General features: G+C 67.7%; 22 protein-coding genes. 10 read left to right on the top strand and 12 right to left on the bottom strand.

Annotated elements, in window-relative coordinates:
* Positions 1-58: 58 nt before the first annotated feature.
* From ACZZZF_RS05980 to ACZZZF_RS05990, 3 genes are all read left to right on the top strand, one after another.
* Positions 59-568 carry a GNAT family N-acetyltransferase gene (locus ACZZZF_RS05980; protein WP_372984305.1) on the top strand — a complete coding sequence of 170 codons (510 nt, stop codon included), beginning with the start codon at positions 59-61 and terminating at the stop codon, positions 566-568.
* 104 nt (positions 569-672) lie between these two features.
* Positions 673-972 carry a Fe-S cluster assembly protein HesB gene (locus ACZZZF_RS05985; protein ID WP_053095543.1) on the top strand — a complete coding sequence of 100 codons (300 nt, stop codon included), beginning with the start codon at positions 673-675 and terminating at the stop codon, positions 970-972.
* Between the two features lie 132 nt (positions 973-1,104).
* On the top strand, positions 1,105-1,449 hold the full coding sequence (locus ACZZZF_RS05990; protein WP_053099048.1) for a LysR family transcriptional regulator: 345 nt from the start codon (positions 1,105-1,107) through the stop codon (positions 1,447-1,449).
* Positions 1,450-1,452: 3 nt separating this feature from the next.
* On the opposite strand, the gene ACZZZF_RS05995 is transcribed toward ACZZZF_RS05990, so the two are convergent.
* From ACZZZF_RS05995 to ACZZZF_RS06010, 4 genes are read right to left on the bottom strand one after another with little or no spacing between them, the layout of a single operon-like run.
* The gene (locus ACZZZF_RS05995) at positions 1,453-3,117 is read right to left on the bottom strand and encodes an ABC-F family ATP-binding cassette domain-containing protein (RefSeq protein ID WP_463497515.1); all 1,665 of its coding nucleotides are present in this window, start codon (positions 3,115-3,117) and stop codon (positions 1,453-1,455) included.
* Positions 3,118-3,172: 55 nt separating this feature from the next.
* The gene (locus tag ACZZZF_RS06000; RefSeq protein ID WP_295101958.1) at positions 3,173-3,421 is read right to left on the bottom strand and encodes a DUF4190 domain-containing protein; all 249 of its coding nucleotides are present in this window, start codon (positions 3,419-3,421) and stop codon (positions 3,173-3,175) included.
* A gap of 26 nt (positions 3,422-3,447) precedes the next feature.
* A complete protein-coding gene (locus tag ACZZZF_RS06005; protein WP_463497518.1) occupies positions 3,448-3,984 on the bottom strand; it encodes an isochorismatase family protein in 537 nt (178 codons plus the stop codon).
* A gap of 5 nt (positions 3,985-3,989) precedes the next feature.
* A complete protein-coding gene (locus ACZZZF_RS06010) occupies positions 3,990-4,553 on the bottom strand; it encodes an alpha/beta fold hydrolase (RefSeq protein ID WP_053095540.1) in 564 nt (187 codons plus the stop codon).
* 232 nt (positions 4,554-4,785) lie between these two features.
* Here ACZZZF_RS06010 and ACZZZF_RS06015 point away from each other — a divergent pair, with 232 nt between their 5' ends.
* Positions 4,786-5,892 (top strand): N(5)-(carboxyethyl)ornithine synthase, encoded by a 1,107-nt coding sequence (locus ACZZZF_RS06015; RefSeq protein WP_463499923.1) that lies wholly within the window; start codon positions 4,786-4,788, stop codon positions 5,890-5,892.
* 6 nt (positions 5,893-5,898) lie between these two features.
* Here ACZZZF_RS06015 and ACZZZF_RS06020 read toward each other — a convergent pair whose 3' ends face one another.
* Positions 5,899-7,671 (bottom strand): GNAT family N-acetyltransferase, encoded by a 1,773-nt coding sequence (locus ACZZZF_RS06020; protein WP_463497521.1) that lies wholly within the window; start codon positions 7,669-7,671, stop codon positions 5,899-5,901.
* An 84-nt stretch (positions 7,672-7,755) separates the two neighbouring features.
* On the opposite strand from ACZZZF_RS06020, the gene ACZZZF_RS06025 reads away from it, so the two are divergent.
* Positions 7,756-8,535: an alpha/beta fold hydrolase gene (locus ACZZZF_RS06025; RefSeq protein WP_463497524.1), complete on the top strand. Its 780-nt coding sequence runs from the start codon at positions 7,756-7,758 to the stop codon at positions 8,533-8,535.
* A 106-nt stretch (positions 8,536-8,641) separates the two neighbouring features.
* Entirely contained in the window at positions 8,642-8,974 is a 333-nt protein-coding gene (locus tag ACZZZF_RS06030) for a hypothetical protein (protein WP_463497527.1), read from the top strand.
* A 63-nt stretch (positions 8,975-9,037) separates the two neighbouring features.
* On the opposite strand, the gene ychF is transcribed toward ACZZZF_RS06030, so the two are convergent.
* Both ychF and ACZZZF_RS06040 read right to left on the bottom strand, forming a co-directional pair.
* Positions 9,038-10,111 carry a redox-regulated ATPase YchF gene (gene ychF, locus ACZZZF_RS06035; RefSeq protein WP_056277996.1) on the bottom strand — a complete coding sequence of 358 codons (1,074 nt, stop codon included), beginning with the start codon at positions 10,109-10,111 and terminating at the stop codon, positions 9,038-9,040.
* Between the two features lie 50 nt (positions 10,112-10,161).
* Positions 10,162-10,911, bottom strand: a complete 750-nt coding sequence (locus ACZZZF_RS06040; protein ID WP_463497530.1) for a class I SAM-dependent methyltransferase — start codon at positions 10,909-10,911, stop codon at positions 10,162-10,164.
* Positions 10,912-10,970: 59 nt separating this feature from the next.
* On the opposite strand from ACZZZF_RS06040, the gene ACZZZF_RS06045 reads away from it, so the two are divergent.
* A complete protein-coding gene (locus ACZZZF_RS06045) occupies positions 10,971-11,564 on the top strand; it encodes an exonuclease domain-containing protein (protein WP_056277988.1) in 594 nt (197 codons plus the stop codon).
* Between the two features lie 44 nt (positions 11,565-11,608).
* Complete coding sequence (locus ACZZZF_RS06050) at positions 11,609-12,958, top strand: DNA recombination protein RmuC (RefSeq protein ID WP_363522353.1); 1,350 nt, start codon at positions 11,609-11,611, stop codon at positions 12,956-12,958.
* 2 nt (positions 12,959-12,960) lie between these two features.
* Here ACZZZF_RS06050 and ACZZZF_RS06055 read toward each other — a convergent pair whose 3' ends face one another.
* Together ACZZZF_RS06055 and glpX are read right to left on the bottom strand one after the other, a co-directional pair.
* On the bottom strand, positions 12,961-13,257 hold the full coding sequence (locus ACZZZF_RS06055; RefSeq protein ID WP_463497533.1) for a hypothetical protein: 297 nt from the start codon (positions 13,255-13,257) through the stop codon (positions 12,961-12,963).
* A 170-nt stretch (positions 13,258-13,427) separates the two neighbouring features.
* Positions 13,428-14,414 carry a class II fructose-bisphosphatase gene (gene glpX / locus ACZZZF_RS06060; protein ID WP_053095530.1) on the bottom strand — a complete coding sequence of 329 codons (987 nt, stop codon included), beginning with the start codon at positions 14,412-14,414 and terminating at the stop codon, positions 13,428-13,430.
* A 183-nt stretch (positions 14,415-14,597) separates the two neighbouring features.
* Between glpX and fbaA the strand changes: the two genes are divergently transcribed.
* Positions 14,598-15,626, top strand: a complete 1,029-nt coding sequence (fbaA, locus tag ACZZZF_RS06065; protein ID WP_053095529.1) for a class II fructose-bisphosphate aldolase — start codon at positions 14,598-14,600, stop codon at positions 15,624-15,626.
* Positions 15,627-15,688: 62 nt separating this feature from the next.
* On the opposite strand, the gene ACZZZF_RS06070 is transcribed toward fbaA, so the two are convergent.
* The 3 genes from ACZZZF_RS06070 to ACZZZF_RS06080 all read right to left on the bottom strand — a co-directional run bounded on the left by ACZZZF_RS06070 (position 15,689) and on the right by ACZZZF_RS06080 (position 18,342).
* Positions 15,689-16,228 (bottom strand): DUF6264 family protein, encoded by a 540-nt coding sequence (locus tag ACZZZF_RS06070; protein ID WP_463497536.1) that lies wholly within the window; start codon positions 16,226-16,228, stop codon positions 15,689-15,691.
* A gap of 276 nt (positions 16,229-16,504) precedes the next feature.
* Positions 16,505-17,296: an IclR family transcriptional regulator gene (locus ACZZZF_RS06075; protein WP_053095527.1), complete on the bottom strand. Its 792-nt coding sequence runs from the start codon at positions 17,294-17,296 to the stop codon at positions 16,505-16,507.
* Between the two features lie 2 nt (positions 17,297-17,298).
* Positions 17,299-18,342: a 4-hydroxy-3-methylbut-2-enyl diphosphate reductase gene (locus tag ACZZZF_RS06080; protein ID WP_053099044.1), complete on the bottom strand. Its 1,044-nt coding sequence runs from the start codon at positions 18,340-18,342 to the stop codon at positions 17,299-17,301.
* A gap of 90 nt (positions 18,343-18,432) precedes the next feature.
* On the opposite strand from ACZZZF_RS06080, the gene xseA reads away from it, so the two are divergent.
* Positions 18,433-19,725, top strand: coding sequence for an exodeoxyribonuclease VII large subunit (xseA, locus tag ACZZZF_RS06085; RefSeq protein ID WP_372984296.1), 1,293 nt, complete (start codon positions 18,433-18,435; stop codon positions 19,723-19,725).
* Positions 19,726-19,744: the final 19 nt, after the last annotated feature.

Consider the following 19,744-nt stretch of genomic DNA (forward strand, 5'->3'; position numbering starts at 1 on the left):
CTCGCGGCCCGTATCGAGGGGGTTGACAGTCCCCCCGGTCTCATCAGATCGTGGCGCAGTGACGAAATCAGAGAGAGCACAGACCGAGATCGACGACCACGCATCGGATGTGGTGATCGGCCCGACCTCGGAGTCGGATGCGGGTGAGGTGCTCACCCTGCAACGCGCGGCGTTCGTGTCGGAGGCGCAGATCTACGGCAGCGCCGATATGCCCCCGCTGACCCAGACGCTCCCCGAAGTGGAGGCCGAGCTGCGTTCCAGCAGCGGCCTCGCGGCGCGGAAGGACGGACGGCTGGTCGGGGTCATCCGGTTCGTCGAGGACGACGGCGTGCTGCTGATCGGCAGGATCGCGATCGCGCCCGACATGCAGGGAGAGGGCATCGGGCGCACGCTGCTCGACGCGGCCGAACGCGCGTCGAGCGCGGATGTGGCCGAGCTCTTCACCGGCAGTCTGAGCGAGGCCAACATCCGCCTGTACGAGTCATGCGGATACGAGGAGGCCGAGCGCGTGCCGCAGGGCGACGGAACCGAGCAGGTGTTCCTGAGAAAACCTCTGCATCAGGTGTGAGACCCCTCTGAACGGGCGCGTCGGGTTGAATCGTCCCGCCGAGTGCGGAATCGTGGCCCGTCACGCCGCACCCGCGTCGTGACCGCAACCGGAAGGAGAGTCTTGTGCTCACCCTCACCGATAACGCCACCGCAATCGTGAACACCCTCGTCAGCCGTCAGACCGACGCTGACGACGCCGGGCTTCGCATCCACTCCACGCCCGCCCCTGGACCGGATGGGGGTGCGCGCCTCGCCGTCCTCGTGACGCCGGACCCGGAACCCGACGACCAGGTCGTCGAGGTGTCGGGCACCCGACTCTTCCTCGATGAGACCGCCGCAGCCGCGCTCGATGACAAGGTGCTCGACGCCGGCGTCGATGACGAGGGGTCCGTGTCCTTCGCCGTGCTTCCGCAGGTCTCCTGAGGAGATCCGCCACCGGATGCCGCGGCTCATCGAGCCGCGGCATCCGTGCGTCTGGGACTGCCGCGCATCCGCCTCGCGTAGGTTAGACGGAGACCCGTGATCGTCGCGGATCCAGAAGGACCGTTCCCCCGCATGAAGCTGGCATTGCTCCGTCGCTACGTCGTCCTCGCTGAGACGCTGCACTTCCCCCGAGCCGCCTCCCAGCTGGGCATTCCCCTGGCCTCCCTGTACACCTCTCTCGACAAGCTCGAGGACGAGGTCGGACACACGCTGATCAATCGCGAAGGGACGCCGCGACTCACGAACGTGGGAGAGCTGTTCCTCGCTGAAGCGCAGGCGACCGTGGCCGCCGCGCCCCCGCCCGCGCCGAAGACGGCGGGCCCGGCGGGCGGCAAGGCCAAGGCGTCCAAGGGCAAAGGTCGCGCGCCCATCGTGAAGGGTCAGCCGAAGCCCTACAAGAAGCGTCAGGGTCGCTGAGCCTCAGCGTTCGGTGACCTGGCCGCTCTCGACGGACCACCGCCGATCGGTCTGGACAGCCTCCAGCATCCGTCGGTCGTGCGTGACCAGCAGCAGAGTTCCGGTGTACGACTGGAGCGCCTGCTCGAGCTGTTCGATCGCCGGCAGGTCGAGGTGGTTGGTCGGCTCGTCGAGGACGAGCAGATTGACTCCCCGCGCCTGCAGCAGCGCCAGTGCCGCCCGCGTGCGTTCACCCGGTGACAGGGCTTCGACGGAACGCGTGACGTGGTCTGCCCTCAGACCGAACTTCGCCAGCAGAGTGCGCACCTCGGCCGACGACATCTCGGGCACGAGAGCCTCGAACGCATCGGCGAGCGCAGAATCGCCGATCAGCAGCGACCGAGCCTGGTCGATCTCGCCGATCTGCACGCTGCTCCCGAGCGCCGCGGTCCCCTCGACGGGTTGCTGTCGTCCGAGGAGCCCACGGAGCAGAGTCGACTTGCCGGCGCCGTTGGGACCGGTGATTCCGATGCGGTCGCCGACGTCCACCTGCAGAGACAGCGGCCCCAGCGTGAACGCGCCCTGCTGGAAGACCGCCCCGTTGAGTGTCGAGACCACGCTGCTCGATCGGGGCGCAGAGCCGATCGTGAACTCCAGCTGCCATTCCTTGCGCGGCTCCTCGACCTCGTCCAGTCGTGCGATCCGGCTCTCCATCTGACGCACCTTCTGCGCCTGCTTCTCACTCGACTCCGTCGACGCCTTGCGCCTGATCTTGTCGTTGTCCGGAGCCTTCTTCATCGCGTTCCGGACGCCCTGGCTCGACCATTCTCGCTGGGTGCGCGCCCGCGCGACGAGGTCCGCCTTCTTGTCGGCGAACTCGTCGTACTTCTCCCGCAGGTGCCGACGCACGACGGCGCGTTCCTCGATGTAGGCGTCGTAGCCGCCCCCGTAGAGACGATTCGATCCCTGGGCGAGATCGAGTTCGAGCACGCGGGTGACGCTGCGAGCCAGGAACTCGCGGTCGTGGCTGACGAGAACGACGCCGCCGCGGAGACCGCGTACGAACGCCTCGAGGCGCTCCAGCCCATCGAGGTCGAGGTCGTTGGTCGGCTCGTCGAGGAAGACGATGTCGAACCGCGACAGCAGCAGTGCGGCGAGTCCGACGCGAGCCGCCTGGCCGCCGGACAGGCCGGTCATGAGCGCGTCCTCCGCGACGCCGCTCGTGCTCGGGAGTCCGAGGTCGGCGAGCACCGCAGGGATGCGCTCCTCGAGATCGGCGGCACCGCTCGCGAGCCACCGATCGAGCGCCTGAGAATAGGTGTCGGCGGGGTCCGTGCCCGCCGGGGCGAGCGTGGGATCGCCGAGCGCCGCTGCAGCGGCATCCATCCCACTCGTCGCCGTCGCGCAGCCCGTGCGGCGCGCGATGTATCCCGCCACCGTCTCGCCGTCGACGCGCTCATGCTCCTGAGGCAGCCAGCCGACGAAAGCGTCGGTGGGCGCGAGCGAGATCGACCCGCCCATCGGCGCATCCACACCGGCGAGCAGGCGGAGCAGAGTCGATTTCCCCGCGCCGTTCGCGCCTACCACGCCGATGACGTCACCGGGAGCGACGGTCAGGTCGAGGCCCTCGAAGAGGATGCGGTGGCCGTAGCCGCCTGCCAGGTTCTGGGCGACGAGGGTGGCGGTCATCAGACCAGTCTGTCAGGCTCACGGCTGGTCCACGCCCGCCCCGGCCCGGTGACCGTCAGGCCACGGCGCGGAAGAAGAGCGAGAACCAGAGGATGAAGAAGGCGACCTGAGCGAGCGTGCCGAGGATGCCGATCACCATCGCCCACCGAGCGAGGCCCCGGCCGGACTCGGTGTTCTCGGGAGCGTCCAGCTGTCGGCGCGCGAAGATCGACAGGATCACACCCGCAAGAGGGATCACGAACGCAGCGATGAAGCCCACCAGGGCGAGCAGGTTCGTCTTGGCCTGAGCTGCATACTGGGTCACGAGATCAATATAGGGCGCGACTCTCGTCAGAGCGCGACCTGATCATGCGTCGCGATCGCGAACTCCTGCCCGGGATACCGCAGTCCCGAGAAGTACATGTTCGTGTGCGCGACGATCTGCTCACCTGAGATCGGCACGCCGTCCCACTCCGTGTCGACCGTCGTGTGCGCGTCACTCACGAGGGTCACGTCATAGCCTTCCGCCGCCGCGCGCTGCATCGTGGTGCGTACGCAGAAGTCGGACTGCGCGCCGGTGATCACCAGTCGTGTCGCGCCGAGGGCGTCCAGGGTCTCGCGCAGGTTCGTGTCGGCGAAGGAGTCGCGGTAGCTCTTGCGAACCAACGGCTCTCCTTCGTCCCGCCGCAGCGGCGCGGCGAGCTCCCACTCGGGTGTGCCCACTCCGACGGGGTCGTGGTGGACCCAGACCACGGGAACCCCACCGTCGCGAGCGCGCTCGACGAGGCTTGCGGCACGCGCGAGCACACCGTGCTCGTCGAAGCATCCCGGCATCACGCCGGCCTGCAGGTCGATCGCGAGGACGACAGTGCGGCCAGATGATGGCATCCGAGTCAGTCCCAGTCCAGGTATTCCTCGATGATCACGCCGGTCTCGATCGGGTGGTGCATCGGGAACAGGTGGTCGCCGGCGATCGTCTTGATGCTGGAACGGTCGGGCATCGTGGCCTGCAACGCCTCGGCAGTGGCGGCGGGGGTGTCGGTGTCTTCGGTTCCCTGCACGATCAGCACGGGGATCGCCGGTGCGACGGCGATGTCGACGTCCTCGACGCCGAGCAGCAGCAGACCGTTTGCCCGGTCGCTGTGCGCTGCCACGAGGGCGCGTGCGATCGTCCCGCCGAAGCCGTGACCGCCGACCCAGGTGTCCTCGATTCCGACGTGATCGATCACGTCGATGACGTCGTCGACGCGCTCGTCGAGCGAGGCATCGGATGCCGCGCGGTGGCCGATCCGCAGCACATGGAAACCCGCCTCTTCGGCGAGATAGTGCGCGGCGACGCCCAGCACGTCCGCGGCGAGTCCCTGCTCCTGGATCAGAACCAGCTTGACCGGACCGTCTCCCTCATCCACGAAGGGGATCGCGCGGCCCTCTGGCTCGAAGATCTGGGTATCGGTCATGGGCGCGCGGCTCCTCGTTCGGATGTCAGGGATCGCTTTCCAGCGTAGTCGAGCCCGTCGGCGGAGATCGGCCCCGCCCCACCTCAGGCGCGCAGGGGCGTAGAGTCAGGCCAGGAGCTGACTCTGGTTCCCCGAAGATGGGAACCCGTTGTCAGACACGACACGCTCGTCCGTCCATACCCCGACCTCCGGCCCGGAGCTTCTGACCCTCGGCCTGCTGGCGAACTCCTCGATGGAGAACGAACGGCGCCTCCCGATCCATCCCCGCCATCTCGACCGCATCGACGCGGATGTGCGCGCTCGCATGATCGTCGAGCACGGGTACGGCGCCGACTTCCAGCTGGAGCCCGGCTATGTGGAGTCCCGCGTGGGCCGGGTCGCCGCGCGGTCTGACGTGCTCGCCTCCGCTGACGTGCTGCTGCTGCCCAAGCCGCAGCTCGCGGATGTCGCCGAGATCAGCGCTGGCGGCATTCTGTGGGGCTGGCCGCACTGCGTGCAGGACGTCGCTCTCACGCAGACCGCGATCGACAGCCGTCTCACGCTGATCGCCTTCGAGGCCATGAACCACTGGACCCCGCAGGGAGACATGAGCCTGCACGTCTTCCACAAGAACAACGAGCTGGCCGGCTACTGCTCGGTCATCCATGCGATGAGCCTCGTCGGCTCGACCGGGGACTACGGCCCGCGCCTGCGCGCAGTCGTCATCGGCTTCGGGGCGACGGCACGCGGCGCGGTGACGGCATTGAATGCTCACGGGGTGCACGACATCGAAGTCCTCACTCAGCGCGGGGCGGCCGCCGTGGGCTCCCCCATCCACAATTCGCACCTCACTCAGCTGAACACCGACGACGGACCCACGCACCTCAGCGAGGTCGAGACGGAGGGTGGCTCCGTGCTGCTCCCCGACTTCCTGGCGACGTACGACATCGTCGTGAACTGCACCCTGCAGGACGTCGCGGCGCCGTTGACGTATCTGCGCACCGAGGACCTGTCCCGTTTCGCCTCGGGCAGCCTGATCATCGATGTGTCGTGCGACGAGGGCATGGGCTTCGAGTGGGCGACCCCGACGACCTTCGACGAGCCGATGTTCGCGGTGGGTCAGGGCGTGAACTACTACGCCGTCGACCACAGCCCGTCGTATCTCTGGAACTCGGCCACGTGGGACATCAGCGAAGCTCTCCTGCCTTTCCTCCGCACTGTGCTCGAAGGCCCCGACGCGTGGGCCGAGAGCTCGACGCTCACACGCGCGATCGAGATCCGCGACGGAATGATCCAGAACCCGAGCATCCTGAGCTTCCAGGGACGATCGACGGATTACCCGTACGCCCTGGCGGTGTGACGCGCGCTAGATGCTCCGTTTGAGCCCGACGTGGGCCGTCTGGTAGCCGAGCCGGGTGTAGAACGCACGGGTGCGATCCCGAGCCTCGTCGGTGGTGATCTGTGACAGCGTCGCCCCCCGCGCACGACCGAACTCGTGCGCCCACTCCAGCATCGCCGCGCCCAGGCCCCGTGATCGCTCCGCCGTCGCGACACGCAGTCCCTCGATCTGCAGTCGGGTCGACCCGCCGCGAGAGAGCCCCGGGATGACGGTCAACTGCATGGTGGCGACGATGCGGTCGGCGCTGTCCCGGACGACCCCCAGGTAGTTGGATGCGTCGCGGATGACGGCGCGGAAGCCCGCCTCGTATCGGTCGAGTTCGACACTCTCACGGTCTGCACCGAATCGATCGTCCGACAGCAGCGCTGCGATCGCCTCGATGTCATCCCGGCTGGCCCGCTCGACACGGAAGGTTCGGCCGGCCACCTGCAGTCGTCCCCGCACCGAGGACCGCGCGTCGGCCTGCATCCTGGCTACGAGCAGGTCGAGCCATCCGCCGACATTGGTGCGAGCCTCTGCGGTGTCGGGATAGCGGCATCTCAGGTGCAGACCGGACTCGTCCAGGATGAACCACAGCATGACGCCGTCGGTGTCGGTTGCCGCGCTGACGTACTGGGCGTCGAGCCCGACGGAGTCGATCCGCACGGGCAGCCTGCGCAGATCCAGCCACGAGATCGCGAACATCCCTGGAGCCACCGGCATCCCACCCCACGGTGCGAGCACATCTGCGAGCGGCCACGCACCGAGTTGTACTGCTTCCTTGACGGCCGCTGCTGCAGCGTGCGGTTCGGCGAGCTCCGATTCGAGGACGGAATTCGTGATGAACCAGCCGACCGAGTCATGCCAGTCGTCCTCGAAGCGACTGTGCACGGGAAACACGGCTCGCAGCGCAGTACCCGCGACTTCGCGCGTCACCGCAGTCATCGCGACCACCGCAGATGCGAGCGTGGAGACGCCATCGTCACGGGCCTGCGCGGCGAATGCCGCGGCGTCGTCGACATCGAACACATCGCGCACTTCCACGCGCTCGCGATGCGGCTCGGGTGCGCCCAGCGACAGGGGGAACTGCGGCATCACACCGCCGCTGTCCGCGATGATCGCTTCCCATCGCCGCCGCACGTGGTCCGGTGCAGGGTCCTTGTCCAGCAGCGCCTGCGTGTGTTCGACGAATGCCGGCGCCGACCTCGGCGTCGACATCGGCTTCGCGCCCGCCGTGCCCGCGTCCAGCGCCGACAGCAGATCGCGCACGATCACGAGCATCGACCACATGTCGACGTGCGCGTGGTCCGCCGCGATCACGACCGTGAGCCCCGCAGCGGTCTCCAGTACGCACAGCCGATGGGACGGACGTCCGTACGGCGAGCACTCCGCGTCGAGGATGTCGCGCAGCGCGTCATTGACCGCCTGACCAGGGCCCACCTGATGCTCGACCCAGCTTCCGGGGCTGATCTCGATCTCGTGAAGCGTCGGATCGCCGTCCGCACCACGTGCGAAGGCCGATCGCAGCGTGCCATGTCGAGCGACGACAGCCAGCCACGCATCCGCGATCGATTCACGATCGGTCTGTGCGGGCAACCGGAACGACAGAGCCATCCAGGAGCCGGGTCGGTCACCCGCCCCGACATGCAGTCGCTGGTCGAACGACACGGGCAGGGGTCGTCCGAGCGCGGACGCGCTGACGTCGTACCCCCAGAGCCGTCCGAAGGGGAGGCGGAGGTGCGTGACGTTGGTCAGTCGCATGGGTAGCACCATATCGTCCGGATAACCTGATCACTCAACACGACTGCCCGAGCAGACTCGCTCAGTCATCGATCGAGGAGCCTGATGCCCACCTTCGAGGTACCCGGAGCCGAGCTGGCTGTCGCCCTGAGCGATGAAGGCGGGCACCCCGTCGTCCAGCTGCATGGCCTCACGTCGAGCCGGGCCCGCGACCGGGTGCTCAATCTCGACCTCGGTCGCGGACTGAGCGGAACTCGACTCCTGCGGTACGACGCACGCGGCCATGGCCGTTCGACCGGGCGGAAGGTTGCCGACGACTATCGCTGGCCGAACCTCGCGGATGATCTTCTGCGGTTGCTCGATCATTGGTTCCCCGGCGAGCGCGTTCACGGGGTCGGCCCCTCGATGGGTGCCGCGACCCTTCTGCACGCTGCGTCGCTCGAGCCGGACCGCTTCACCGGACTCACACTCATGGTGCCGCCCACCGGGTGGAAGACCAGACCCGCTCAAGCGGACATCTACCGAGCCGCGGCTGCGCTGATCGAAGCCGATGGTGTGGAGGCGTACCTCGCCGGCACGCGCGGATCGACGCCACCCCCGGCCACCGTCTCGGCCCCGGAGACATGGCCCGACGTCGCCGATGCCCTTCTGCCGTCGTTGCTTCGCGGTGCAGCGCTCAGCGACCTGCCCGCCCCTGAGATGGTCGCAGGGATCGATGTGCCGACGACGATATTGGCCTGGGTGGACGACCCCGGCCACCCGCTGTCGACCGCAGAATCCCTCGCCGAGCTGCTCCCGCACGCGACCCTGGCGGTCGCCCGCACTCCTGAAGATGTCGAAGCCTGGCCCGAGCTCTTGAGTCAGGATGTCGAGCGTCGCAGCTAGACCGGCTGTGCGCGCCGAGTTCGCTCGCGACTCCACAGCATGGCGATCATCGCCCGTCGCTGTCACGCTCGTATCCGCACCGACCGCGCAGTGATATCTTCATGCGGTGAGGCCAGAATTCGGGGATACCGCAGACGCGACTTTCGCCGTCACCCTCGTGGTGGACATGCCGATCACCAAGCTCCATGCGCTGGACGTCATCGCTTTCGCGGCCGACAGCGCCATCCGAGACGCCCGCACCGCGTCCCCTCGGGTACCGCTGTCGCCCGACGCCTGGGCAGAGGTGCAGATCCCACGCTTCGCCGATCCGCCGCCGATCGCCATCGACGTCTGCTCTGACGCAAGCGTCGAAGTCGCGAGCGCTGCCGCCGACCGCCTCACGGAGGCACTGATGCAGGTCGGCTGGACCGTGCGTGCTCGACGTAGCGACGAGATCTGATTCGCACCCCGCGGCTTCGTACGCGCCGGTGCCGATCTCCTCAGCACTCGGGCAGAACCTCGCTCAGTTGTTGAAACGGAACTCCACGACGTCGCCGTCCTGCATGACGTAGTCCTTGCCCTCGAGGCGCGCCTTGCCCTTGGAGCGGGCTTCGACGACGGACCCGGTCTCGACGAGGTCGTCGAACGAGACGATCTCAGCCTTGATGAAGCCCTTCTCGAAGTCGGTGTGGATGACTCCGGCGGCCTGCGGCGCCTTGGATCCCTTGGGGATCGTCCACGCGCGCGCCTCTTTCGGGCCAGCCGTGAGGTAGGTCTGCAGACCCAGAGTGTCGAAGCCGATGCGAGCGAGCTGGTCGAGACCGGACTCGTCCTGCCCGGTCGACGCGAGCAGCTCTGCGGCATCCTCGGGGTCGAGGTCGATCAGCTCGGACTCGATCTTGGCGTCGAGGAAGATGGCCTTCGCCGGGGCGACCAGCGCGGCGAGCTCCGCCTTGCGGGCGTCGTCGGTGAGCACGCCCTCGTCGACGTTGAAGACGAAGATGACCGGCTTGGCGGTGAGGAGCCCGAGCTCGCGGATCGGCGTCAGATCGATGCCCGCGACGGACAGCAGCACACCGCGCTCGAGCGCATCCTTCGCCGCGTTGGCGGTCTCGAGGACGACGGGCTCGATCTTCTTGCCGCGCACCTCCTTCTCGTACCGCGTGATCGCCTTGTCGACGGTCTCGAGGTCGGCCAGCATGAGCTCGGCGTTGATGGTCTCCATGTCGGATGCCGGATTGACCGCACCGTCCACGTGCACGACATCGTCATCCGCGAACCCGCGCACGACCTGGGCGATGGCATCCGCCTCGCGGATGTTCGCGAGGAACTTGTTGCCGAGTCCCTCTCCCTCGCTCGCGCCGCGCACGATGCCGGCGATGTCGACGAACGACACCGCGGCGGGCAGGATGCGCTCGCTGCCGAAGATCTCGGCGAGCTTGTCGAGACGAGGATCGGGCAGGTTCACCACCCCGACGTTCGGCTCGATCGTCGCGAACGGATAGTTCGCCGCGAGCACGTCGTTCTTGGTCAGAGCGTTGAAGAGGGTGGACTTGCCGACATTGGGCAGGCCGACGATTCCGATAGTGAGAGCCACGGGGGTCGAGTCTACCGGTCGGAGATGCGCAGCCCCTGCGGGTGTCGGCGTCAGGCTCGCATGGCGCGGAATGCGTGCGTCACGTAGGGCAGGTCGATCGTCCCCTCACCGTCGAGTCCGAGCTCGTCGAACAGCACGTCCATCTGCCGTGTGATCTCTGAGCGTTCGTCGTTCGACGCCGCGATCAGGTAGCTGCGCGAGCGCGCCATCTGATGCAGCTGCGTCCGGTTCATCGCCCGGGTCCACTCCCACTGCTGCTTCTCGATCCCCGTGAAGGGGGCGTCGATGCGCGGGCCGTCGGAGCCGGGTCCGTTGACCATGTCCTCCGCCGGACTGCTGTGCATGATGTCAGTGAGACGGCGCACCCAGTCCGCGCGTTCGTCGCGGATGTTCCAGATCAGCCCCAGCACTCCCCCGGTGCGGACGACTCGCCCGAGTTCGAGGGACGCCGCAGACGGCTCGACCCAGTGCCAGGCCTGACCCAGCACGGCGGCGTCGAGGCTGGCGTCGGGCAGCGGCATCCGTTCGGCTGTTCCCTGGAATGTCGGAACACCGGGAACGCTCCGCCGCAGTGTCGCGAGCATGGCGGCGTCCGGATCCACGGCGACGACCTCGGCATCCGGGGCCTGCGCGAGCACACGTGTGAGCTTTCCGGTGCCCGCGCCCACGTCGGCGATGCGACGGGAGCCGTGAGGCATCGGATCGAGCATCCACGACACGGCCTCGAAGGGATACTCGGGTCTTCCCGCCTCGTAGTTCGCGGCCTCGGCGCCGAAGGATGTCGCTCGGTCGGTACTCATGTCGCCAGCCTACGGCGCGTCATCCTGGAGCGTCTCGGATGCCGGGAGAGAGTGGGGATGTGCCACTGGATTTCACCGCAATCGACTTCGAGACGGCGAACTCCAGCCCCGCCTCGGCCTGCTCCGTCGGCCTCGTACGGGTGCGCGACGGCAGGATCGTCGCCACCGCCGGATGGTTGATCCGCCCGCCCGCCGGTCACGACGAGTTCCAGGAGTGGAACACCAAGATCCACGGCATCCGCGCCCACGACGTGATCGACGCGGCCACCTGGGCCGATCAGTTCGACCGCCTGTGCGCCTTCGCCGGCGCCGACGTGCTCGTGGCGCACAACGCGGGCTTCGACCTCAATGTGCTCCGCCGGGCTTCCGAGGCCACCGGCGGCGACTGCCCGCCGTATCGCTCGCTGTGCAGCCTGCAGGTGGCTCGCAAGACCTACGACATCGAGTCGTACCGACTCCCGAAGGCCGCAGAGGCTGCGGGCTTCACCGGCTTCTCGCACCATGACGCGCTCGCGGACGCGCTCGCGTGCGCCCACATCATCATCGACGCCGCTCGCCGACACGGCGCGTCCGACGTCTTCTCCCTGGCGGATGCATTGTCGCTGCGAGTGACCGAGCCGGTCCTCGCCACCCCGGAGCGCGCGGTCGCCTGAGTCGCACCGGACGAATGTCCGTGGCCGAGCGCATCATGGAGCACATGGATGCTCTCACGCTCGTTCTTCTCCTGGTCGCGCTCGCGGCCGGCGCCGCCGTGGGGTGGTTCCTCCGCGGATCGCGCGGAGCAGCAGACCTCGCTCGCGCCGAGGCCGAGCTCGCCGCAGCTCGAGACGATCGCGACCGACAGTACGACCTGTATCGGGATGCCGTCGAGCACGCGAGGCTCGAGCAGCGCGCCGAGGCGCAGCGGGTGCAGCAGCAGAATGCGGTGCTCACCGCTCTCGCTCCCGTGCGCGAGAGTCTCCAGCAGATGCAGCAGAAGGTCTCGGCGATCGAGCAGGAGCGTCATGCGCAGTTCGGATCGCTCGCGGAGCAGCTCAGGCGCGCGCAGGAGTCCGACGAGGCGTTGCGCTCGACGACCGAGTCGCTCGCCGGAGCACTGCGCTCGACCGCCACACGAGGGGTCTGGGGTGAGACGCAGCTGCGACGGGTCGTCGAGGCCGCAGGGCTGATCCGACACGTCGACTTCGATCTGCAGTCCAGCATCTCGTCGGACCGGGGTCAGGGACGGCCCGACATGGTGATCCGTCTCGCCGGCGGCACATCGATCGCGGTCGACGCCAAGGTTCCGCTCGATGCCTACCTCGAGGCATCGGCACTGCCGATCGGGGACGCGCATGAGACACAGCGTCGCTCCCACATGCAGAAGCACGTGAAGGCCGTTCGCGCGCACGTGGACGCACTCGCGAAGAAGGCGTACTGGACGGGCCTCGACGCCAGTCCTGAGTTCGTCATCTGCTTCCTGCCGAGCGAGTCGCTGCTCGCCGCAGCCATCGACGAAGACCCGACGCTGCTGGACTACGCATTCACGAAGAAGGTGGCGCTCGCGTCCCCGGTGAATCTGTGGGCCGTGCTCAAGACCGTGGCCTACAGCTGGACGCAGCAAGAGGTGTCGACCGAGGCGCGCGCACTGCTGAATCTCGGCACCCAGCTCTACGACCGACTCGGCGTCCTCGCGGGGCACGCCGACGATCTGCGCCGCGCACTCGAGCGCACGGTCGACAGCTACAACAGATTCGCGGGTTCGCTCGAGAGCCGTGTGCTCGTGACGGCCAGGCAGTTCCCCGGAATCAGCGCGTCAACGCTCGACTCCGCCCCACCGGCGATCACCGCGCAGACGCGACGCTTCACCTCGGCAGAGCTCATGAGCGGCTCCGGTGCGGAGATCGGCTCCGAGCTCCGCATCCCCCATGCTGCTGACGATGCGTCCGCTGCGCCGGGTACGTCGATCCAGGCCGATGTCGGAGACGTTCGCGGCCGGGTCAGCGACGAATCGGCGAACGCGGATTCAGCATCCCGACCGGTCGAGGCGGAAGAGCCCCGCCGCTGAGATCAGGCGACGCCCGGTACGCCGCTGAGCAGCAGGATCACGAGGCCGCTGGTCACGACGAAAGCTCCGACCATCCACCAGGAGCTGATCTCGTGCCCCTCGTCGAGGCGCTTGCGGAACAGCACGTCCGCACGTCGAGCGGGATCTGAGACAGCCGTCTTGACGACAGGCGCCGCCGGAGTCGCGATCGGCAGAGGCACTCCGGCCTCGTCGACGTTGATCCGCATGATCCGGCCGGTCGGCGTCGTCACGATCTTGGTCGGCGCGCCCTGGGAACCATTCGTGTGCTGCGTTGTCATCGGTCTGCCCTCCTGTGCCTGCGGTGCCTGGCGGCTCCGTCGACGGCGACAAATCCAGTGTCAATTGTCACACGAACGCACGAGAAAGCTCGGCTCAGCACCGCACAGGCGGTACCGGGTCGGTAACGATGAGGGGCCCGTTCCCGACTCGCGCTCTCAGGTCACGGCAGTCAGAGCCACTTCGAGACGAGGTGCTCCGAGGCGATCCGGCGAAGGGTTCCCGAGGCACCGCGCAGCACGACGCTCTCGGTGTAGATGTAGCCGCCCTCGCGTCGGACGCCGGCCACCAGCTGGCCGTCCGTGACGCCGGTGGCGACGAAGATCGTGTTGTCCCCGCGCACGAGATCGTCGGCCTCGTAGACCTTGTCCATGTCGAGGCCGGCGTCGATTCCGCGCTGGCGCTCATCGTCGTCGCGAGGCCAGAGCCGCCCCTGGATGTGACCGCCGAGAGCCTTGATCGCACACGCCGTCACGATTCCCTCGGGGCTGCCGCCCACCCCGACGCACATGTCGGTTCGGGCCGCGTGACGCGCCGCGTTGATCCCGCCGGCGACGTCGCCGTCGCTCATGAGTCGCGTCCCGGCACCGGCATCCCGGATCTCCTGGATCAGCTGCTCGTGACGCGGACGGTTCAGCACCGAGACGACGATCTCGTCCACCGGCTTGCCGAGAGCCCCCGCGAGCTTGCGGATGTTCTCGCCGATCGGCAGGCGGATGTCGACCACTCCGACACCGGCAGGGCCCGTGACGAGCTTGTCCATATAGAAGACGCTGGACGCGTCGAGCATCGATCCGCGATCGGAGACGGCGATGACCGAGAGCGCATTCTGACGTCCTGCTGCGGTCAGCGAGGTGCCATCGATCGGGTCGACCGCGATGTCGCACTCCGGGCCGCTGCCGGTGCCGACCTCTTCGCCGTTGAAGAGCATCGGAGCATTGTCCTTCTCGCCCTCACCGATGACCACTCGCCCCTGAAAGGCCACTGTCCCGAGGAAGGCACGCATCGCATCGACGGCGGCGCCGTCCGCCGCCTCCTTCGCGCCACGACCGATGAACGGAACGGCGCGGATGGCGGCTGCTTCAGTGGCCCGCACCAGCTCCATCGCGAGGTTTCGATCGGGACGAAGGGGGCTGAGATCCGCTGTAAGACTAACCATGCGGTCAGCCTAACCAGCGTGAACGTCTGAAACGGCAGTTTTCGGTCGAGTGACGACGAAGGAATCCCGATTCTTAACACACGGGTAGGAGGGCGTGCTCGCCCCGTCGCCGCCGACAGCATCCGGCAGTCAGCCCCGATAGAGTGACTGCTGTCCCGGCTTCCCCAAATCGCAGGAGTTCTCATGCCCGTCGCCACCCCGGATCAGTACGCCGAAATGCTCGACCGCGCGAAGGCCGGCGGCTTCGCGTACCCGGCTTTCAACGTCTCGAGCTCGCAGACCATCAACTCCGTCCTCCAGGGCCTGACCGAGGCAGGTTCCGACGGAATCATCCAGGTCACCACCGGCGGCGCCGACTACTTCGCCGGCCACACGGTCAAGGCCCGCGCGACCGGCGCACTCGCCTTCGCGCGCTTCGCGACCGAGGTCGCGAAGAACTACCCGATCACCGTCGCGCTGCACACCGACCACTGCCCGAAGGATGCTCTCGCCGGCTTCGTCGAGCCGCTGATCTCCGCCTCCGAAGACGAGGTCAAGGCGGGACGCAACCCGATCTTCCAGTCCCACATGTGGGACGGCTCGGCCGTGCCGCTCGCGGAGAACATCGAGATCGCCAAGGATCTCCTGCCCCGCATGAAGAACATCAACGCCATCCTCGAGGTCGAGATCGGCGTCGTCGGCGGCGAGGAAGACGGTGTGGCGCACGAGGGATCCAACGATGCCCTCTACACGACGTTCGCGGACGTCGACCAGGCCGTACAGGCGCTCGGTCTCGGCGAGCAGGGGCGCTACATCGCAGCCCTCACGTTCGGCAACGTCCACGGCGTCTACAAGCCGGGCGGAGTGAAGCTGCGTCCCGAGCTCCTCGGAGAGATCCAGCAGCAGGTCGCCGCGAAGTACAACACCGGCGCGAAGCCGCTCGACCTCGTCTTCCACGGCGGTTCTGGTTCGACCGATGAGGAGATCGCCCTCGCGGTGGCCAACGGCGTCATCAAGATGAACATCGACACCGACACGCAGTACGCCTACACGCGTGCCATCGCGGACTACATGTTCAAGAACTACGACGGTGTGCTCAAGGTCGACGGCGAGGTCGGCAACAAGAAGCAGTATGACCCGCGCGCCTGGGGCAAGATCGCGGAGACGGCCATGGCCGCTCGCGTCGTCGAGTCCACGCGCCAGCTCGGCTCGTACGGCCAGTCCCAGAGCTGATCCAGCCTGACAACGCAGATGCCCCCGACCGAACGGCCGGGGGCATCTCCTGTTTCACGGGGTCATCCACCCGCCGTCTTGGCGACGAAGTCGATGAACGCCGGGTCGTTCATCAGCGGAATCGCGGCACACACCGACGCCACGAGCAGAGTCACCGCCGCACCGACCAGCGGAACCCACCACGAGAGCTTGCCGGCGCGCAGGCGGCGGATCGACAGGAAAGCGGTGAGCGACCAGCCCACGGCGAGCACGATCGCCGCGATGGTGCCCCAGATCCGGCCCTCAGCGAAGTTGGTGAACTCGCCGTCCACGCCGAGCACCGTCATCATCTGATTCATCGCGGTGGAGAAGTCGAGGTACGACAGTCCTGTCATCACGACATTGATCAGCCCGTAGGCGAGCAGTGCGATGGTCACGAAGCGATCGACGGGACGCGGACGAGCCGCTGCCGATGCGGACGGGACTCGGTCACCGGGAGCGGGCGCGTTCTCGGTCCCGCTCATATCCACAGCCGGCACCTCGCCCAGCGGCGGCAGCCCTGCTGCCCTCCGCTGCTCTTCGAGGGTCGCGATTTCGCCGTACTGAGGACGCTGATCGGTCATTCGGCCATGGTATCCGCCCGGTCTCTGCACGACTCACAGACTGCGGGCGTCAAAAGAATGGCGGCCCCGGAGGAGTGGGGACTCCTCGGGGCCGCGGAGTCGGAACGCTGGGGACGCTCGTCATCCAAGTGGGGTGAGGAACGCTGGGGACATTCCTCCACCTGTAGCGCCGATTGCACAGACGACTACACCTCACATGTTAGGAAAGCGCGTGCCCGAGCACCAGAGGCACTTCTTCAGATAGTGAAGAGCATCAGAGGGGCGACGCGTGCTGCGTCAGATCGGCGTCGCCAGACGGGCTGCGCCGCCGCCCAGAGCGTCCGCCCCCAACTGCATGGACAACCGCCTCGCCACGAGCTTGAGCTTCCCGACCAGGCCGCGATCGAAGCGCGGGTGTCCCACCGGAAGCGAGACGGCGAGTGAGGCTCTGACGCTCGGGGCGATCACGGGAACGGCGATGCAGGTGTTGCCGATGGCATACTCCTCGCGGTCCACGGCGAATCCCGGAGAGCGGTCGAGCTCCGCGATCAGCGCACGCCGGTCACTGATCGTGCGAGACGTGAGTTCCTCCAGCGGATGCCGCGAGAGATAGTCGTCACGCTCCTCTCCGCTCAGATCGCTGAGGATCTGCTTGCCGAGCGCCGTGGCATGCGCGCTCGAATCCAGACCCACCCACAGATCGAGCCGAGGACTGCGCGGGGCATCCACGATGTCGATGAGGTGCACTTCGCCGTCCTGATAGCGGGACAGGTATGCGGAAGCACCCACCTCGTCGGCGGTCTGACGCAGGGCCATGCGGACGTGCGCGAAGAACACGCCCCCGGCGTCGGACTGCAGCCGGAAGGCGGGGAAGTTCTCGCCGAGGACCAGACCGTCGGGCTCGCTCACGAGATACCCCTCATGCACCAGTGTGCGCACGAGGTTGTAGGTCGTGCCCGGGGTGAGGCCGGTTCGCATGGCGAGAGTCTTGACCGGCACCGGGCGCGGAGAGTTCGCGACCATGTCGACGAGTCGGAGCGCGCGCTGCACCGAGCCGATCAGCGTCGGCGCCGCCTCTGTGGCGGCCACCGTCAGGCGTTCCCGCTGGAGGAACGGCCTCCCAGCGCACGCGCGTCTCGCTGACCCGCGGCATCCTGTCGCAGCTCCTTGGGCAGGGAGAACATGAGGTCCTCCTCCGCCGTCTTGACCTCTTCGACGTCGCGGTAACCCGCTCCGTCGAGTGCGTCGAGGACCTCGCGAACCAGCACCTCGGGCACGGAGGCGCCGGAGGTGACACCGACCGTCGCAACGCCGTCGAGCCACTCCTGCTTGACCTCTTCGGCGTAGTCCACGCGATAGGCGGCCTTCGCGCCGTATTCGAGCGCGACCTCGACGAGGCGCACCGAATTCGACGAGTTCGAGGAACCGACGACGATCACGAGGTCGGCGTTCGCCGCGACCTTCTTGATGGCGACCTGGCGGTTCTGCGTGGCGTAGCAGATGTCATCGGACGGCGGATTGTGCATCTCGGGGAACCGGGCCCGCAGTCGGTTCACGGTCTCCATGGTCTCGTCGACCGAGAGCGTGGTCTGCGAGAGCCAGACCACCTTCGAGGGGTCCTTCACCTGCACGGTGTCGGCTTCGGCGGGCGAGTTCACGATGGTCACATGCTCGGGAGCCTCTCCCGCGGTGCCCTCGACCTCTTCGTGCCCCTCGTGACCGATGAGCAGGATCTCGAAATCGTCGCGGGCGAAACGCACTGCCTCGCGGTGAACCTTGGTGACCAGCGGGCAGGTCGCGTCGATGGCGTGCAGGCCGCGGTCCGACGCCGCCTCGACGACCGCGGGCGAGACTCCGTGCGCACTGAAGACGACGTGAGCGCCCTCGGGAACCTCGTCGACCTCCTCGACGAAGATCGCGCCCTTCTCCTCGAGCTCGGTGACGACGTGGATGTTGTGCACGATCTGCTTGCGCACGTAGACCGGCGCGCCGTAGCGCTCGAGCGCCTTCTCGACGGCGACCACAGCCCGGTCGACGCCGGCGCAGTATCCGCGCGGAGCGGCGAGCAGAACACGCTTGTTCCCGACGACCGGGTTATCCTGAAGCCGCCCGGCCGCCCCACGTACTCGGGGGATGCGCGGCAGAGGCAGATGAACGGCAGTCGAGGTCACCCTTGAATTCTACCGCCGAGAACCTGAGCAGGAGCGGGAAGGGGCACCGAGCGCATGACGGTCTTCGAAGCATCGACGCGTCCTGGCGAGACTCCGCCGGCGGATGCGGTCGCCCCGCGCGACTCCTCGGCCGACGCACCGACCTCGGTCGCACGCCTGAACGCGACGATCCGCGACTTCGTGGCGCGCTGGAACACGGTGTGGGTCGAAGGCGAGATCACCTCCTGGAACGTGCGCGGGGGCAACATCTTCGCCCGGCTCAAGGACACCCGCTCCGACGCGCAGATCTCCATCAGGATCTGGTCGAGTGTGCGCCCGCGGATCCCCGGTGATCTGGCTGTCGGCGACCATGTCGTCGCCGCCGTCAAGGCCGACTACTTCGTCAAGGCCGGCGATTTCAGCTTCGCCGTCTCGGCGATGAAGCACGTGGGCCTCGGCGATCAGCTGGAGAAGCTGGAGAAGCTGCGACTGCAGCTGCGCCAGGAGGGCCTGTTCGACGCGTCGCGCAAGAAGCGCCTCCCGTTCCTCCCGCACGTGATCGGCCTGATCACGGGAGAGAAGTCGGATGCCGAGAAGGACGTGCACCGCAACGCCGAGTTGCGTTGGCCCCAGGTGCGCTTCCGCACGGAGTATGCGGCTGTTCAGGGCGACCGGTGCGTCCCCGAGACCCTCGCCGCTCTGGCACGACTGGACGCCGACCCGGATGTCGACGTGATCGTCATCGCCCGCGGCGGCGGCGATCCGCAGACGCTGCTCGGATTCAGTGACGAACGACTCGTCCGGGCTGTGGCCGCGGCAACGACTCCGATCGTCAGCGCGATCGGACACGAGAACGATCATCCGCTTCTGGACGACGTGGCCGACCTGCGCGCATCGACTCCGACGGATGCCGCGAAGCGCGTCGTACCCGACGTCAGCGAGCAGCGGGCGCTGATCGCGCAGCTGCGATCCCGAGCCACGACCCGACTGACGCAGCGGCTGTCGCACGACATCGCGCAGCTCGAGCAGCTGCGGTCCCGTCCCTCGCTGCGCTCCCCCGACCCGATCATCGAGTCGCGTTCTCAGGACGTGTGGCTGCTGCTCTCGCGGGGACGCGACACGATCACCCGTCAGCACGATGCGGCCGGCCGTGCGACGAGCGAGCTGCGAGCCTCACTGCGGGCGCTCTCGCCCGCGGCCACGCTGTCGCGCGGCTATGCGATCGCCCATCTCGAGGGCGGAGTGATCCTCCGCGACGCCGCCGACGCTCCGGCCGGCAGCAGCCTGACGATCACGGTCGACCGCGGCTCCGTCGCGGCCCGTTCCGAGGGCGAGATCCCGGAAGCACCGGTGCCCCGCTCCGGATGAGCGGGTCCCGCGCACCGCG

Source organism: Microbacterium sp. AC215 (assembly GCF_979258645.1).